Annotated in this window: 15 protein-coding genes and 1 pseudogene; 9 read left to right on the top strand and 7 right to left on the bottom strand. The window is 67.6% G+C overall.

Annotated features, from left to right (window positions below):
• Nucleotides 1-21: 21 nt before the first annotated feature.
• The 9 genes and pseudogenes from CAL24_RS10125 (at nt 22) to CAL24_RS24305 (ending at nt 9768) form a co-directional block, all read left to right on the top strand.
• Complete coding sequence (locus CAL24_RS10125; protein ID WP_051439535.1) at nt 22-1719, top strand: hypothetical protein; 1698 nt, start codon at nt 22-24, stop codon at nt 1717-1719.
• Nucleotides 1720-2472, top strand: coding sequence for a hypothetical protein (locus CAL24_RS10120; protein ID WP_051439534.1), 753 nt, complete (start codon nt 1720-1722; stop codon nt 2470-2472).
• Nucleotides 2473-2484: 12 nt separating this feature from the next.
• Nucleotides 2485-3453 carry a dipeptidase gene (locus CAL24_RS10115; RefSeq protein ID WP_094806627.1) on the top strand — a complete coding sequence of 323 codons (969 nt, stop codon included), beginning with the start codon at nt 2485-2487 and terminating at the stop codon, nt 3451-3453.
• A gap of 1 nt (nt 3454) precedes the next feature.
• Nucleotides 3455-4729: an aspartate aminotransferase family protein gene (locus CAL24_RS10110; protein WP_094806626.1), complete on the top strand. Its 1275-nt coding sequence runs from the start codon at nt 3455-3457 to the stop codon at nt 4727-4729.
• Nucleotides 4730-4761: 32 nt separating this feature from the next.
• Nucleotides 4762-5826, top strand: coding sequence for an ABC transporter substrate-binding protein (locus CAL24_RS10105; RefSeq protein ID WP_094806625.1), 1065 nt, complete (start codon nt 4762-4764; stop codon nt 5824-5826).
• A gap of 24 nt (nt 5827-5850) precedes the next feature.
• Nucleotides 5851-6699 (top strand): ABC transporter permease, encoded by an 849-nt coding sequence (locus CAL24_RS10100; protein ID WP_051439532.1) that lies wholly within the window; start codon nt 5851-5853, stop codon nt 6697-6699.
• A complete protein-coding gene (locus CAL24_RS10095) occupies nt 6696-7526 on the top strand; it encodes an ABC transporter permease (protein WP_051439531.1) in 831 nt (276 codons plus the stop codon). The genes CAL24_RS10100 and CAL24_RS10095 overlap by 4 nt, the downstream gene beginning before the upstream one ends.
• Nucleotides 7520-8635 (top strand): ABC transporter ATP-binding protein, encoded by a 1116-nt coding sequence (locus tag CAL24_RS10090; RefSeq protein WP_094806624.1) that lies wholly within the window; start codon nt 7520-7522, stop codon nt 8633-8635. The genes CAL24_RS10095 and CAL24_RS10090 overlap by 7 nt, the downstream gene beginning before the upstream one ends.
• Before the next feature lie 5 nt (nt 8636-8640).
• A pseudogene (locus tag CAL24_RS24305) lies at nt 8641-9768 on the top strand (porin).
• A 38-nt stretch (nt 9769-9806) separates the two neighbouring features.
• Here the strand turns inward: CAL24_RS24305 and cheZ are convergent.
• The 7 genes from cheZ to CAL24_RS10045 all read right to left on the bottom strand — a co-directional run.
• Complete coding sequence (cheZ, locus tag CAL24_RS10075) at nt 9807-10439, bottom strand: protein phosphatase CheZ (RefSeq protein ID WP_028355524.1); 633 nt, start codon at nt 10437-10439, stop codon at nt 9807-9809.
• 7 nt (nt 10440-10446) lie between these two features.
• Complete coding sequence (cheY, locus tag CAL24_RS10070) at nt 10447-10836, bottom strand: chemotaxis response regulator CheY (RefSeq protein WP_028355523.1); 390 nt, start codon at nt 10834-10836, stop codon at nt 10447-10449.
• Nucleotides 10837-10887: 51 nt separating this feature from the next.
• Entirely contained in the window at nt 10888-11940 is a 1053-nt protein-coding gene (locus CAL24_RS10065; RefSeq protein ID WP_028355522.1) for a protein-glutamate methylesterase/protein-glutamine glutaminase, read from the bottom strand.
• Between the two features lie 9 nt (nt 11941-11949).
• On the bottom strand, nt 11950-12795 hold the full coding sequence (locus tag CAL24_RS10060) for a CheR family methyltransferase (RefSeq protein WP_028355521.1): 846 nt from the start codon (nt 12793-12795) through the stop codon (nt 11950-11952).
• A gap of 7 nt (nt 12796-12802) precedes the next feature.
• Nucleotides 12803-14518: a methyl-accepting chemotaxis protein gene (locus tag CAL24_RS10055; RefSeq protein WP_094806635.1), complete on the bottom strand. Its 1716-nt coding sequence runs from the start codon at nt 14516-14518 to the stop codon at nt 12803-12805.
• Between the two features lie 66 nt (nt 14519-14584).
• A complete protein-coding gene (cheW, locus tag CAL24_RS10050) occupies nt 14585-15085 on the bottom strand; it encodes a chemotaxis protein CheW (protein WP_028355636.1) in 501 nt (166 codons plus the stop codon).
• Nucleotides 15086-15098: 13 nt separating this feature from the next.
• The coding region (locus CAL24_RS10045) for a chemotaxis protein CheW (RefSeq protein WP_249278523.1) at nt 15099-16386 on the bottom strand (1288 nt) is incomplete at its 5' end.

The raw sequence follows: 16386 nt of genomic DNA, 5'->3' as shown, positions 1-16386 counted from the left end.
GCTCAGTTGCAAAGGACGTCCATGACGATCGAGTCGCCCGTCGCCGCCGTTTCCACAACACACCCCATGCAGTCCGAACGCCTGGCCATGCTGCAGCCCAGCCGCATGAGCGTGTCGCGGCTGTTCATGGCGCGCGCCATCCGGGAACGCTGGCGCATACGCCGGGTCAGCTGGGAAATCGACGGCCGGGCCCGCGGCCACGCCGTCTATCACATAGACACGCCGGCCATGGCCCTGAGCTTCGCCATTTACTCGTTCGAGCCGACTGCGGAAGGCAAGACCGGCCGCATCATCGGACGCTCCTGGGACATGATGGGCGCGCTGGTCGAAGGCCGCATCTCGGAAGCCGACCTGCAGACCACCGCCGTCGAACTGCCCAAGCTGTACGAAGGGCGCGCAACGCCCGGCACGCTGGTCTGGGCGCGCGCCAATCGCAGTTCCCGGGTGTTCGAACACACTGTCGCGGCGCTGGCGGCGGGGCGCCAGCCCGATATCGCCGAGCTGGCCCAGGTCTGCTACCTGATGCGCAACACCGGGCTGGACGGCAATGGCACATTCGGGACCCGCAGCTACCGCACGCTCGAGGCCGATCATCCGCTGCGCCGGCCGCTTGACGCGCAAATGCTGTCGGCATACATGATGCGCGTATTCTCCATCGACCTGGCCCACCATCTGGCGCGCGGGCGCAACCCGCTGGCGCCGGAAATCGACCCGTCGATCCAGCGCTATCTCGGCGTCGGCAACGGCTCGGCCCTCGGGCTGATCCTGTTCGTGAACAACCACCCCAGGCTGATGCAGCAATGGCTGGCCGCCCGCCAGGCGGCGGTCGACATGGCGTGCTCCCTGGCGGCGCGGCCGGACGACCCGTCGGTGGCGCTGTTGCGGCGCCTGCTCGAGCGGGCCATTGTGTTTCGCCGGCAGGACCGCATGGAATACGAACGCTTTGCCGACAGCGCCATGGTCGCGAGCGAGTTGCAGAGCCTGCTGCAACGCCTGGAGGAATATGCGGCCAACGGGACCTATGCCGGCGCAGCGCCCGACATTCCGCCGCTGGCGGCGCTGGCCGCGTGGGCCCGCCAGTCCTTGCACGAAGAAAGTGTGCAGACCTTCCTGGGCCTGTTGACCGAACTGGTGCCCGATTACTGCGACGCCCGCGCCGAATCATTGAGCGCGGACGAGGAATTCATGACGATTCCCGATATGAACGTGGCCGAGTTGCGCGGGCTGGTCGAGCGCGAATACGCCTGGACCCACCCCCTGGACCTGGACAGCGAGGCCTCGCGTCGCTACGTCTGGTACAAGTCGGCCACGGCCGAAGAGCCGCGACGGGGCCCCGCCGCCGAGATCGAATACGTCTACAACCTGGGCCTGGACCTGCCGCGGCTGGTCCGCGCGCTGCTGGCCGACCTGGCGCGCTGCCCCGACGACACCAGCACGGCCCATTTCCTGCTGCGACACCCCGGCTACCGTGCGATTGTCGGGCGCATACAGTCGCTGCGCGGGCTGGACCTGCACTCTCCCCACATGGACATCATGAGCGAGTCCTTCGTTCCAGTCGACATCGTCCGGCTGATGAACGTCGGCCTGCATGGCATCGACAAGGCGCGCGACTACCTGGGCCGCAATCTGCGAGGCGTGCTGTTCCATGGCGCGCCGACGCCCGCCGATATCGAACGCGGCGCCGACCCCGTCTGGTTTTTCCCCAAGGAACCCGCATAAATGACTGTACACACCCGTTCCGGGCAGCGTGAACTTCGCATTTCCGTGCGCGAAGCCCGCCTCATTGCCGAACGCATCCTGCTTACCTGCGGCGCCCCGGCGGGCTATGCACCAGCCCTGCGCGACACGGCGCTGGCATCGCAGGGGCTCGGACTGTCCGGCCTGCGCGGCCTGGCGTCGCCGCAGGCGCGCGCAGCGCTCGCCGCCGACTTGGCGCGCCTGGGCGACATCCGCGAAGAAATCGACGCCGGCCGCTTCGACGGCTCCGGGTTGCACGCATGGTGCGTGGCGCCCCTGCTGGCCGATCTGCTGGTCGCGGCCATGCGCAAGTCGGGCTGCCCGGCCGTGCGTGTGCGCCACGTTCGCGAGCCGGCCGAACTGATGTGCGTGGCTCCGCTCGCCGGGCTGCACGGGCTGCGGCTGGACTGCGAGCCCCATGCCGACGGCGCGACGCTGCGCCCACGGCGGCTCGACCCGCTGCCCGGCGCCTGGGACGCGCGCGATCCCTTGCTGGCGCACGGACTGCGGCACGGCTACCCCATGCCGGAAGACCTGTGGTGGGAACTGTATGCAGCGTCGAACAAGGCGCTTTCCCCCGACTCCGTGGCGTCCAGGCGCCATGCCGGGCCGACCATCATGCAGGACGACGGCACCGTGATCGGCCGCGCGCCCGCTGATGACGACACCGACCTGACTCTGCTGCGCCATCCCCATGCCGGGGCGCCGGACCCGGACTCCCTGATTGCATCCTGACGGAGAAGCCAAGTGATTATTGACGGTTTGCAGTGCGGACATTTCGACCGCGACGTATTCGAATCCCTCCAGCGCGGCAAAGTGGGCTGCGTCACCGTGACGCTGGGATTCTGGAAAGGTGCGGTGCAGTCGCTCGAGGCCATCGACCGATGGCGGACCCTGGCGCGCGCCAACGCCGACCTGGTGGGCATTGCCCACGGGGCAGCCGATATCGAGGCGCTGGCCAGCCAGGGAAAACTGGCGTTGATACTGGGGTTCCAGAACGCCAACCTCCTCGAGGGGCACATCGGCTTTGTCGAACTCTTCGCCGATCTGGGCGTGCGCGTCATCCAGCTCACGTACAACAACCAGAATGAGCTGGGCGGCAGCTGCTACGAGGAACACGACAGCGGACTGGCGCGATTCGGCAAGGAAGTGATCCGTGAAATGAACCGCTGCGGGATCGTCGTCGACCTGTCCCATGTAGGCAACCGGACGTCCCTAGAAGCCATCCAGTACTCGGAAAAACCGGTGGCCATCACCCATGCCAACCCGGATGCCGTCTACCCCCACAAGCGCAACAAGACCAACGAGGTCCTGGCCGCGCTGCGCGAGCGCGGCGGGATCATCGGCTGCGCGGCCTATCGGAACATCGCCGGCGACGAATACTGCACCACAGTCGACAAATGGTGCGAGCTGGTCGCTCGCACGGTCGATATTGCCGGCATCGACCATGTCGGCATCGGCACCGACCGCAGCCATAACACCACCCAGCGCGACCTGGACTGGATGCGCAAAGGCACCTGGACGCGGGGCGTCGATTTCGGAGCGGGATCGCAGGTCCGTCCCGGCAAGGCGCCACCGCCGGACTGGTTCACCCGGGTTGAACATCTGGGCGAAGTGATACCGGCATTGGCACGCGCGGGTTTCAACGACGAAGAGGTCGCCAAGATCACGCACCGCAACTGGCTGCGCGTCTACCGGGCCGCGATTGGCGCCTGACATGGCCAGCATGCCTGTTTCCGTCCCGGCTGGCTGGCACGCGCGCGGCCAGCGAGTGCTGGCGCGCCCATGCAGGTCGGTGAGCGGCGCGCCGGTCGAGCGCGCGCTCAACGCCGAGCTGTGGACGCGGGACGGGCGCCGCCATATTGACTTCTCGGCACGCGCCGGCGTCGTCGGGCACCGGCATCCGCAAGTCGTGGCTGCCATGCTGCGCGAGCTGCGCGATCCGCGCAGCTCGCAGGCCTGCGCCGCGCTCGAGCCCGACGCCATCCGGCTCGCCGAACGGCTCGCCGCCCTGCTGGACCACGGCCCGACGCGGCGCGTAGCCCTGCACGGATCGGACGCGGAGGCGCTCGAAAGCGCCGTGATGCTGGCCCGGCGATACACCGGTCGCCCGGCCCTACTGGCGTTCTCCGGGTCGACGCACGGGCACAGCCACCTGACACTGGCGCCGTCCGGGGGGAGGCACTCGCACAAGGCGGCGGGCGGCGCATACCCTTCATATGTCCATCACCTGCCGTTCCCGCACGCATCGCTCGGCGTGTCGCTGCACGAGACGCGCCGCGCATTCGAGCTGCTGACCCAGGCCACGATCGCATCGTCCGACATCGCCGCGATCGTGATCGAACCGATCCAGCGCGACGGCGGCATCCTGCCCTGCTCCTCCGAACTGCTGAGCTACCTGCGCGAGCTGTGCGACGCGCACAGCATCATCCTGGTCGCTGACGAGACGCGCACCGCGCCGGGGCTGTCGGGCCGCCTGCTTGCGAGCGGTCATTTCGCGGCCGAGCCCGATCTCGTCGTGATGGGCGGGCCGCTGGCGGGCGGCATGCCGCTGGCCGCAATGATCGGCAAGGCCGTCGTCATGGACAGCGTGCCCGACGGGCTGTCCGCGGGCGAAGTCAATACCCTTGCCCTGGCCGCCGCCCATGCCGTCCTCGACGTGGTGGAGCAGACCGAGCTGTGCGAACGCGCCATCGCACTGGGGCGGCACTGGACCGCCCGCATGCACGGCCTCGCCCCAACGCGCCTTACCCTGGACGTCCGCGGCCTCGGGGCAATGCGGGGCGTCGAGCTGCGCGACTCCGCCGGCGCGCCCGCCTCCGCGCAGGCACACGCCATCTGCGACACGTGCCGCGAGCAGGGCCTGATCCTGCAGCCGGCCGGCCCCAGGGACAACGTCGTCCCGTTCCTGTTTCCACTCACCACTGAACTGGCCGTGCTGGACGAAGCGCTCGACATCTTCACCGACGCCCTCCGGCGGGCAGGGAATTGACCAGCCGCCGACCACCTCAACTTGGAGTCGCAATGACAAATTCCGTTTCCTCCTTTAACGCTGGACGCCGCAGCCTCCTCAAGGGCCTGGCCGCCGGCGCCGCCCTGGCGGCCCCATGGGTGGGCCGCCGGGCCCACGCCGCGGAAACCCTGTACGTGAATACGTGGGGAGGCACCTGGGAAACCGCGGCGGCCCGCCATCTGTTCGAGCCGTTCCAGCAATCCAGCGGCGCAACCATTCGCTCGGTCTCGCCCGTCTCATTTGCCAAGCTGGCCGCGCAGGCGCGCACCGGCGTATACGAGTTTGATGTCACCACACTGGGCGGCGCCGACCTGGTGCGCGCCAATGAAGCCGGGCTGATCGAACCCATCGACACCGGGATTCTGCAAAGCGAGGGACTGGACGACGGGCAGATATACCAGAACGGCGTTGCCTCGCACGCCTTTGCCACGGTCATCGCGTATCGTACCGACCGCTACCAGAACGGCGGCCCGACTGACTGGCGGGCATTCTTCGACCTGCAGCGCTATCCCGGGCCCCGCAGCCTGCAACGCCATGCGCCTCGCATCCTGCCGCTGGCCCTGTTGGCCGACGGCGTGGCGCTGGACGAGCTGTACCCGGTCGACATCGAACGCGCCCTGGCCTCGCTCGACCGGATCAAGCCTTCCGTGCGGGTCTGGTGGACACAGGGCCAGCAATCGCAGCAACTGCTACGTGACGGCGAAGTGGACGCCGCCGCCATCTGGCACGGCCGCGTGGTGGATCTGATGCGCCAGAAGCAGCCTGTGCAGATCGTGTGGAACCAGGGCCAGGTGGACCGCGCCTACTGGGTCGTCTCCAAGGGATCGCCGCGCGCCAGGCTTGCCTGGCAGTTCATCAATGCCTCGGTGCGCGGTGAACGCCTCGCCGGCTTCTGCCGCGAGGCCGACTACGGGCCGCTCAACCGCCAGGCGTTTGAATATATCCCGGAAGCGGATGCCCGGATGATGCCCACCCAGCCGGACAACTACAAGCAGTTGTTCGAGCAGAACGTCGAAAAGCTGGCGCCCCAGCTCAACGACATCGCGCGCCAGTTCGACCGCTGGGTCGTCCGCTGAGTGCCCGTCCCACCTGGATTCTCCATGAGTGCAATACCTACGCAAAATCCGCACCGGCTGCGCTATGCGCTGCTGCTCGCGCCGGTGGTCATCTTCCTGGTGGTGTTCTTCGTTGTGCCGCTCGGCCAGGTGCTGCTGCTCAGCGTCAGCGACCCGACGTGGAGCCTGGAGCATTACCGCTATCTGTTCTCCGACGGTTTCTTCATCGGAGTGCTGGCCACTACCTTCCTCACAGCCCTGGGCGTCACGCTCACGTGCCTGCTGGTGGGCTACCCGCTGGCGTACGCGGTGGTGCAGATCGGCGGCGGCTTCGCCCGCTCTGCGCTCGTCCTAGTGGGCCTGAGCCTGTGGGTCAGTTTCCTGGTGCGCACCTATGCCTGGATGGTGATCCTGGGCAATCGCGGTCCCATCGTCCGCCTGTTCGAATTCCTGGGGCTGGAACACGGCGAACTGCTCTTCACCCGGTTCAGCTCCACGCTCGGCATGGTACACGCCCTGCTGCCCCTGATGGTCATGACGCTCTACTCGGTGATGCGCAAGATCGACCCGGCCTATGTGCGAGCGGCGCGCGGACTGGGGGCCACCGGCTGGGCGGCCTTCCGTACCGTATTCCTGCCGCTCAGCGCGCCCGCCATCGTCAACGGCTGCACGCTGGTGTTCATTACCTGCCTGGGTTTCTACGTAATGCCCGTGCTGTTGGGCGGGCCGAGCGAGCAGATGCTGGCCGGCCTGATCGGACAGCAGATCGAAGAGCTCCTGAATTTTGGCGAAGCCGCGGCCATGTCGGTCGTTTTGCTGGCAGCCTCGCTCGCAGTATATGCCGCCTACAACCGGGTCTTCGGCCTCGACAGATTGTGGGGAGAGCAGCAATGAAAGCGCTGCGCTGGATATCGATATTGATCGTCGCCTTCGTGGCTGCCCCGATGTTCATCGTGGTGCCCATGTCGTTCAGCCATTCGCAGTCCTTCGAGTTCCCGCCTCCGGGCTATTGGCTGGGCTACTACGAAGCCTACTTCAGCGACCCGCGCTGGACGCTGCCCACGCTAAACAGCCTGTTGATCGGCGCGGGCACGGCGCTCCTCACCATGGTCCTGGTCGTGCCGGCCACCTTCGCGCTTACCCGCGCGCGCTTCAAGGGCCGCAACGCGCTGAACCTTCTGCTCATCCTGCCGCTAACCGTACCGCACATCGTGGTGGCCCTGGGTTATTACTACTACTTCGGCGAACTCGGGATGGTCCAGAGCCGCCTCGGGGTCGTGCTGGCCCACACTTGCCTGAGCGTGCCGGTCGCCTACCTGATTGTCTCGGCGACGCTCAAGGGCTTCGACCGCAATCTCGAACGGGCCGCCCAGAACCTGGGCGCATCGCCGCTGCAGGCATTCTTCCTGGTCACTTTCCCAGTGCTGCGACCCGGCTTCCTCGCCGCCGCTCTGTTTTCGTTCGTGCACTCGTTCGACGAGGCAGTGGTCTCGCTGTTCATCTCCGGGCGGGATGCCGCGACCCTGCCGCGCCAGATGTTCGACAGCCTGCGCATGCAGGCCGACCCGGTGATTTCGGTCGTCTCCACCCTGATCCTCGTAGTCATGATCCTGGCGCTGACGATCCCGCGCCTCGTGCGCCGCGCCCGCCAGGCCGCAACCGCGCCGCGGGCGTCCCAACCCTCGCCTGTGCTTGGCGACCGTCTGGAGAACTCATGCTGAATACCCCGGTTTCCCGCCGCGATGGCGACCCCGATGACCACCTGCACATCGATGCGCTGCGCAAGACTTATGACGGCCGACAACACGCCGTGGACGGCGTCAGCCTGACGCTGCGCCAGGGCGAGTTCGTGACCTTCCTTGGCCCGAGCGGGTCCGGCAAGACGTCCACGCTTGCAATGGTGGCGGGCTTCGAAACGCCCACGTCCGGCGAGATCCGCCTGCGCGGCGCGCCGCTTACCGGCGTGCCGCCGCACAAGCGCAACATGGGCATGGTGTTCCAGAACTATGCGTTGTTCCCGCACATGAGCGCCATCGAGAACGTAGCCTTCCCGTTGCGGATGCGCAAAGCCGCCGCCGCCGAGGCAGAGGCCCGCGCCCGGCGCGCGCTCGACGTGGTCGGGCTGGGGCAGCACCGGGACAGGCTCCCCAAACAGTTGTCCGGCGGCCAGCAGCAGCGCGTCGCCCTGGCGCGGGCGCTGGTATTCGAGCCTGAAGTCCTGTTGCTGGACGAACCGCTGAGCGCCCTGGACAAGAACCTGCGCGAGCAGATGCAACTCGAGATCAAGCGGCTGCACACCGAATTCGGCATCACCAGTATTTTCGTGACGCACGACCAGTCCGAAGCAATGACCATGTCGGACCGTATCGCCGTCTTCAACGCGGGGCGGGTAGAACAGTTCGCGCCGCCGATGGATATCTATGCCCGGCCGGCCACGCATTTCGTCGGGTGCTTTATTGGCGAAAGCAACTTCTTCAGCGTGCGATGCCTGGACGGCGCTCGCGGCGAGTACGCCTGCGACGCGCTGGGCCGGACCTTGCACGCGCCCTCCGCATCGGAGCATGCGCAGGGCGCCGCGTGCTTCATGATGGTCCGCCCGGAATCGCTGCGCCTGCTCGGGGCCGCCGATGCGGCAGAACAGGACAACGTGCTCGATTTCGAGCTGACGGGGATAGTGGATTACGGCGCCAGCCTCCTGCTCAGCGGAACGAGCGGCGGCCTGCCCGTGCGGGTGCGTGTGCCGGGCGCCGCGGCCAGGGGCCTGACCAAAGGCTCGCGCCACCGCGTCGCCTGGAACATTGCCGACGGACATATCGTGCCGCACGGCTAGGCAGGATGGCCGCAGGCCCACTATTTCAAACCAGAAGGGGAAAACCAGTGAAGACAAGCACATGCTGGCGCATGGGCGCGGGCCTCGTCCTGGCCGGCGCCGCCGCCACGGCCACGGCGCAAAACGTCACGCTCTACGGCGTGGTGGACTCATACGTCGGAGCGATCAACAGCAGCGGCCGCACCGAGAAATCCTTGGACAGCGGCGGGCTGCAGGTCTCGCGGTTCGGGCTGATGGGCGGCGAGGACCTGGGCGGAGGCACCCGGGCCATATTCCGCCTGGAAGGCGGATTCAACACCGACAACGGCACCGCGTCCGTATCCGGACAGATGTTCGGACGGCAGGCCTGGGTCGGTTTCGCCAACCAGGATTGGGGCGAGTTCCGTATCGGCAAACAGAACAGCGTTTTCTTCAACATGTTGGGCAAGATCGCCGCGTTCTACGGCGGCACGTTCGCCGCCGGCCTGGGCACGCAGTCGGGCTACAATTTCCGCAACAACAACGACATCAGCTATAGCTCGCCGCGCTGGCGCGGCTGGCGCCTGGAAACCCATTACGCGCTGAGCGACAGCTTCCGCCACAGTCGCGCGGGGCAAGTATGGTAGGCCGCGCTCGAGTATCAGCAAGGGCCGTACTATTTTCTAGCCGCGCATGTGGACAATACCTTGCCGGGCGCCAGCGACGAACTGTACGACGGCACCAGGAACCGCCAGACGGCGATCGGCGGCAGCTACGACTTCGATCCCGTCACCGTCTACCTGGGATACTTCCGGAACCGGCAAAGCGATGGCAGTATCGACAAGGACCTCTATTCCCTCAGCGTCGCATTCGACCTGACGGCAGCCGACCAGCTGAGCCTGGGCTGGACCTATATCGACGTCAAGGCCGACGACGCCAACACCGATCCCGCCAAATTCGGCGGAGCGTCGCACGCCAATCACTACGGCATCATGTATCTGCACCGCCTGTCCAAGCGCACCACTCTGTATGCCGCGGGCGCCTGGATCGACAATGGCGACGGCCTGCGGTACGCCATCGGCGCCGCCCAGGCGCCTAGTAGCGACTGGCGCAACCGGCCGCTGGCCGGCGACGCCACCAAGGGTGTGCAGTTCGGCATCCGCCATGTGTTCTGACAGCCCGGCCGCGGCGGCCGCGCCATGCCGCGGCCGCCCTAGAACCCCAGGCTGGCCAGCAGGTCGTCGACCTGGTCCTGGCTGGTCACCACGTCGGGCTTGCCGGCCGGGCTGACCTGGGGCCCGTTGAGCAGCGTCTGGGCCTCGTCGCGGCGTTCCTGCGGCACGTTGTCGAGCAGCACTTGCAGCAGTTCCCGCTCGATCGCGCCGACCACGTCCATCATCCGCATGATGACCTGGCCGGTCAGGTCCTGGAAATCCTGGGCCATGACGATTTCCATCAGCTTGGCCTGCGTCTGCTGGGTCTGCGCCGGGACGTCGGCCAGGAAGGCGCGCGTATCCGCGACCAGCGCCCGGGCTTCGGGCAGTTCGAGCGGCTGGTCGAACCATTGCTGCCAGCGCGCATCCAGCGCGCGGGCCGAGCGGGCCAGCCCGTCCTGGAGCGGGCCGGCCGCCTCGGTGGCGTTCAGCACCCGGTTGGCCGCCTGCTCGGTCATCTGCGCCACGTAGCGCAGCCGGTCGCGGGCGTCGGGAATGGCCTGCGCCGCGTCCTTGATGGCCTGGTCCAGCCCGAGCTCGCGCATGCTGTCGCGCAGCATGCGCGTCAACGAGGCAATGCGATGGATCAGGTCAGAGGGGTCGGCGCCGCCGCCGGTATCCGTTGCGCTCATGCTGCCCTCACCCGGCGATTTTCTCGAAGATCTTGGTCAGCTTCTCTTCCAGCGTCGCCGCGGTGAAAGGCTTGACCACATAGCCGTTGGCGCCGGCCTGGGCCGCCGCCACGATGTTCTCTTTCTTGGCCTCGGCCGTCACCATCAGCACCGGCAGCGACTTCAGCGCCTCGTCCGCGCGGATCTGCTTGAGCATCTCCAGCCCGTCCAGATTGGGCATGTTCCAGTCCGACACGACGAAGTGAAAACCGCCGTTGCGCAGCTTCTCCAGGCCGATGACGCCGTCCTCGGCCTCGTCGACGTTCTCGAAGCCCAGTTCTTTGAGCAGGTTGCGGATGATGCGCCGCATTGTGGGGAAATCATCCACCACCAGAATCTTCATACCCTTGTCTGTCATCTCAACTCCAGGAAATAATCTTGGTCGCCCGCGGCCGATGTCGTCCGGGTCTCAAACACGGTTGGCGCGGTCGCCCAGGCGCGCCAGGATGCGTTCGCTCATGCCGGCCAGCGGCACGATCTCCGCCGCGGCGCCGACGGCGATGGCCTCGCGCGGCATGCCGAACACCACGCAGCTGGCCTCGTCCTGCGCCAGCGTATGGGCCCCGGCCTGGCGCATGGCCAGCAGGCCCGCGGCGCCGTCCTTGCCCATGCCGGTCAGGATCACGCCGATGGCGTTGGCGCCGGCGGCCTCGGCGGCGGATCGGAACAGCACATCCACCGAGGGCCGGTGCCGGTTGACCGGCTCGCTGGCCTCCAGCTCGATGATGTAGTTGGCGCCGCTGCGTCCCAGCTTCATGTGAGTCTCGCCGCCGGGCGCCAGGTAGACATGGCCCGGCAGCACCCGCTCGCCGTGCGACGCCTCGCGCACGGTCACGGCGCACAATGCGTCCAGCCGCTGGGCAAACGACCGGGTGAAGCCGGCGGGCATGTGCTGGGTGACCAGGATCGCGGGGCTGTCGGGCGGCAGCGGGTACAGCACCTCGCGGATCGCCTCGGTGCCGCCCGTGGAAGCGCCGACGATCACCAGCTTTTCCGAACTGGCGAACGGCCGCTGCAGGCGCTGCGGCGGCGCGGGCGCGACGGCGGCCGGCGGCCGCAGGCGCGCCCGCGCGGCGGCCCGGATCTTGTCGGCGATCAGTTCGGCATACTCGAGCAGGCCGTCGCGGATGCCCAGCTTGGGCTTGGTCACGAAATCGATGGCGCCCAATTCGAGCGCCCGCAGCGTGGTCTCGCCGCCGCGTTCAGTCAGCGAGGACACCATCACCACCGGCATGGGGCGCAGCCGCATCAGCTTCTCGAGGAAATCCAGCCCGTCCATGCGAGGCATTTCCACGTCCAGCGTCAGCACGTCGGGGTTGTGCTGCTTGATCAGCTCGCGCGCCACCAGGGGATCGGGCGCCACCGCGACCACCTCCATGTCCGCGTGGCTGTTGATGATCTCCGTCATCAGCCCGCGCACCAGCGCCGAATCGTCGACGCACAGGACTCGTATCTTGCGCATATGCACCGCCTAGGCAAGACACTCGTAGACGGTCTGCCCGCGCAGGCGGAAATCCCGGCTGATGTAGGTGAAATTCTCGGAATGCCCGGCGAACAGCAAGCCGCCCTGCTTCAGCAGCGGCACGAAGCGCTTCAGGATTCCCGCCTGGGTGGGCTTGTCGAAGTAAATCATCACGTTACGGCAAAAAATCGCGTCAAACCGGCTGCTGATCGGCCAGACCGGCGCCAGCAGGTTCAGCGGCTCGAACCGCACCATCTCCGCCAGTTCCGGCCGCACCCGCACCTGGCCGGCGTGCGCGCCGCGTCCGCGCAGGAAGAAGCGCTTGAGCCGCTGCGGGTCCATGCGGGCGACGCGCTCTTCGGCGTAGATGCCGGCGCGCGCCCGTTCCAGCATCTGGGTGTCGATGTCGGTTGCCAGCACCGACGCCGAGGCGCCCCGCGATCCCAGGGTCTCGGCCAGCGTCATGGCGATGGAGTATGGCTCTTCCCCGCTGGAGGCCGCGCAGCACCAGACCGCCACCGGGCCGGGGCGCGCGCGCACCAGGTCGGCCAGCACCGGGAAATGATGCGCCTCGCGGAAGAAGGCGGTCAGGTTGGTCGTCAGGGCATTGACGAAGTCCTGCCATTCCGGCGCGGCCGGCTGGCTTTCCAGGTGATCCAGGTACCCGCCGAAGTCGTGGCGTCCCAGCGCGCGCAGCCGGCGGGCGAGCCGGCTATAGACCATCTCGCGCTTGTGCTCGCCCAGCGAAATGCCGGCGCGCGCGTGGATCATGCGGCGCACCCGGGCAAAATCGGCCTCGCGGAACTCGAACTGCCGCTCGGCCGCGATCGAAGCGCCGGTGCTGGATGTCGCCACGGCCACCCTATTGCTGCAAGGCCAGCGCGCCCGCGTCCGGGACGTCCTGGCCGGCGGCCGCGCCCACGCGAGGGGGTTGCTGGCCGGCCAGTTGCCGCGCCGGCACCTCGATGACCTCGCCGGCATTGATCTTGAACACCGACACCGCCTCGGCCAGGCGCTGCGCCTGCTCCTGCAGCGACCCCGCCGCAGCCGCCGCCTCTTCCACCAGCGCCGCGTTCTGCTGCGTCACCTCGTCCATCTGCGACACCGCCCGGTTCACCTGGTCGATCCCGCCCGACTGCTCTTCCGAGGCCGCCGAGATCTCCCCCATGATGTCCGTCACCCGCTTGACCGACGCCACGATCTCCTGCATCGTCGCGCCCGCGCGCTCGACCTGCTGCGAACCGGTGCCCACCTTGCTCACCGAGTCCTCGATCAGCACCTTGATCTCCTTGGCCGCCTGCGCGCTGCGCTGCGCCAGCGAACGCACCTCGCCGGCCACCACCGCGAAGCCCTTGCCCTGCTCGCCCGCCCGCGCCGCCTCCACCGCCGCGTTCAGCGCCAGGATGTTGGTCTGGAACGCGATCCCGTCGATCACCGACACGATCTCGGAAATCTTGCGCGAGCTCGCCGAGATGTCCTCCATCGTGCTCACCACCTCCGAGACCGCCGCGCCGCCGCGCTCGGCCACGTCCGAGGCGCTGGCCGCCAGCTGGTTGGCCTGGCGCGCGTTGTCCGCGTTCTGCTTGACCGTCGAGGCCAGCTCCTCCATCGAGGCCGCCGTCTCTTCCAGCGAGGCCGCCTGCTGCTCGGTGCGGCTGCTCAGGTCCGTGTTGCCCGCCGAGATCTCGCGCGCGCCCACGTTGATCTCGTCGACCCCGCGCCGCACCTGCGACACCGTGCGCGCCAGGTTCTCCTGCATGCGCTTGAGCGCCGCCATCAACTGGCCGATCTCGTTGTTGTTGCGCACCTCCACCCGCGCCGTCAGGTCGCCCGCCGCCATGCGGTCGAAATGGTGGCCCGCCTCGCGCAGCGGCATCAGCACGCGCCGCCGCAGGAACAGATAGGTGCCGAACACCAGCAGCGCCGCAACGCCGCCGCCGGCCGCCACCGCGCCGAGGACCCATTGGTAGCGCAGGGTGGCCTGCGCATATTCGTCTTGCAGCTGGCTGGCGCGCCAGAAATCGAAGCCCTCCACGGCCCGCGCCAGCCGCCCCTCGAACGCATCGTGCATGGTCTGGGCCTGCTTGTGGTAGGCCGCCATGTCGCCGCGTCCGAGCAGATCCAGCAGCGGGGCCACGCCCTGCTGCATCAGGGCCGTATAGGCCGCGTCGATCTCCGCCAGGCTCTCTTCCGCCCCCGCTGGCCGGGGCAGCCCCTTGTAGTACTGGAACTCGGTGTCGGCACGGTTCAGCGAGGCGCTGGCCCGCTGCAGCAGGCCGGCCGCCTCGGAGCCCAGGCCCTGCGACAGCGGCACCGGCTGGCCGATGCTGCGCACGATGTCACCATAGTGCGCATTGGCGGTGCGCGCCACGTTATTGACCGTGTCCTTGTAGCTGTTGATGACGCGCGCCAAGGCGTCGCCGATGTCCTGGGTCTGGCGAATATCGGCCAGCGTGCCGTTGCTCACGCGCAGGGAGAACACCCCCAGCACCGCCCCGACGGCCAGCAGCAGCGAAAAGAAGCCCAGCACGCCGAGCAGGCTGGAACGTATCTTCATATTGACCAGGAAACCGCGCATCTTCATGAACTCCCCGACTGTCGTCGAACTGCCCTGCCCGCGCCTCGCGCCGCGGGCTCGCGTGCCTCACGAGGCCGCTTTCTCCACCAGCGCCATTTCGTCGCTGGTCATCAATTTCTCGATATCCACCAGGATCAGCATGCGGTCGTCGACCGTGCCCAGGCCGGTCAGGTACTCGGTGGACAGGGTGGCGCCGAACTCGGGCGCGGCGCGCACCTGCCCGGCATTGAGCATCAGCACGTCCGAGACCCCGTCCACCACGATGCCCACCACCCGGTGATCCAGGTTCAGGATGATGACCACGGTCTGCTCGTTGTATTCGACGCTGCCCAGGTTGAACTTGATGCGCAGGTCCACGATCGGCACGATGATGCCGCGCAGGTTGGTGACTCCCTTGATGAACGGCGGCACATTGGCAATGCGCGTGACCGCCGCGGCGTCATAGCCGCGGATTTCCTGCACTTTCAGGATGTCGATCCCGTATTCCTCGGCGCCAAGCGTGAACACCAGGAATTCGTTGCCGACGTCTTCGACGCGCGCGGCCTGCGTTTGCGGTTTGGCTGCCATGGGGGGTTCTCCGTCAATTCAGGATGGCTTCGGGCTGCGCCCATTTCTCGCGGTTGGCGCGCGCCAGCGCGAACACGTCGACGATCAGCGCGACGCTGCCATCGCCCAGGATCGTGGCCGCCGACACGCCCGGCACCTTGCGGTAATTCGATTCCAGGTTCTTGACCACCACCTGGTGCTGCCCGACCAGGTGATCCACCAGCAGCGCAAAGCGGCGTTCCTCGGCCTGCATGATGACGGCGATGGCCTGGGTCGGGTCCGGCTGCGCATCCCGCACGCCGAACACGCGGTGCAGCTCCACCAGCGGCAGATACTCGCCGCGCACCTGCATCACGCGCTCGTCGCCCGCCACGGAATACATCTGGTCGGCGCTGGGCTGCAGCGATTCGGTGACGTGGTTGAGCGGCAGGATGAATGTCTCGGCGCCGACCCGCACCGACATCCCGTCCAGGATGGCCAGTGTCAGCGGCAGCACGATGCGCGTGGTGGTGCCTTCGCCCGGCACGCAGGACAGCTGCACGTGTCCGCCCATGTCCTGGATATTGCGGCGCACCACGTCCATGCCGACGCCGCGCCCGGAAATATCGGTGACCTGCTCGGCCGTCGAGAAGCCCGGCGCGAAGATCAGCTGCCAGAGCTCGTCGTCCGGCGTGTTCTCGCTGACCGACAGGCCCTGGGCCTGGGCCTTCTTGAGGATCTTCTCGCGGTTCAGGCCGGCGCCGTCGTCGCTGATCTCGATGACGATATTGCCGCCGTTGTGCTCGGCCGACAGGATCAGCTGCCCGACCGGATCCTTGCCGGCCGCGATGCGCTTCTCGGGCGTCTCGATGCCGTGGTCCAGGCTGTTGCGCACCAGGTGAGTCAACGGATCGATGATCCGCTCGATCAGGCTCTTGTCCAGTTCGGTGGCGCGGCCATAGGTCTGCAGCTCGATCTGCTTGCCCATCTTGACGGCGATGTCGCGCACCAGCCGCGGGAAACGGCTGAATACATAGTCCATGGGCATCATGCGGATGGACATCACCGCTTCCTGCAAGTCGCGGGCGTTGCGCTCGAGCTGCTCCATGCCGTTGAGCAGGCGGTCGTGCAGCACCGGGTCGAGCGTCGAGGCGGTTTGCGCCAGCATGGCCTGGGTAATGACCAGCTCGCCCACCAGGTTGATGACCTGGTCGACTTTCTCCACGCCTACTCGGATCGACGTGGACTCCTTGTCCACGTGCGCGGCGGCGGGCGCGCGGGCCTGGCGCTGCGCCGGCGCGGCCGCCGGCGACGCAGCCCCGGGCGCCGGGGCCGGCGCCGTA

The organism is Bordetella genomosp. 2 (assembly GCF_002261345.1).
Lineage (GTDB): Bacteria > Pseudomonadota > Gammaproteobacteria > Burkholderiales > Burkholderiaceae_B > Bordetella_A.
The sequence above is the reverse complement of the archived record's forward strand: the minus strand, read 5'-3'. Positions and strand labels throughout refer to the sequence as shown.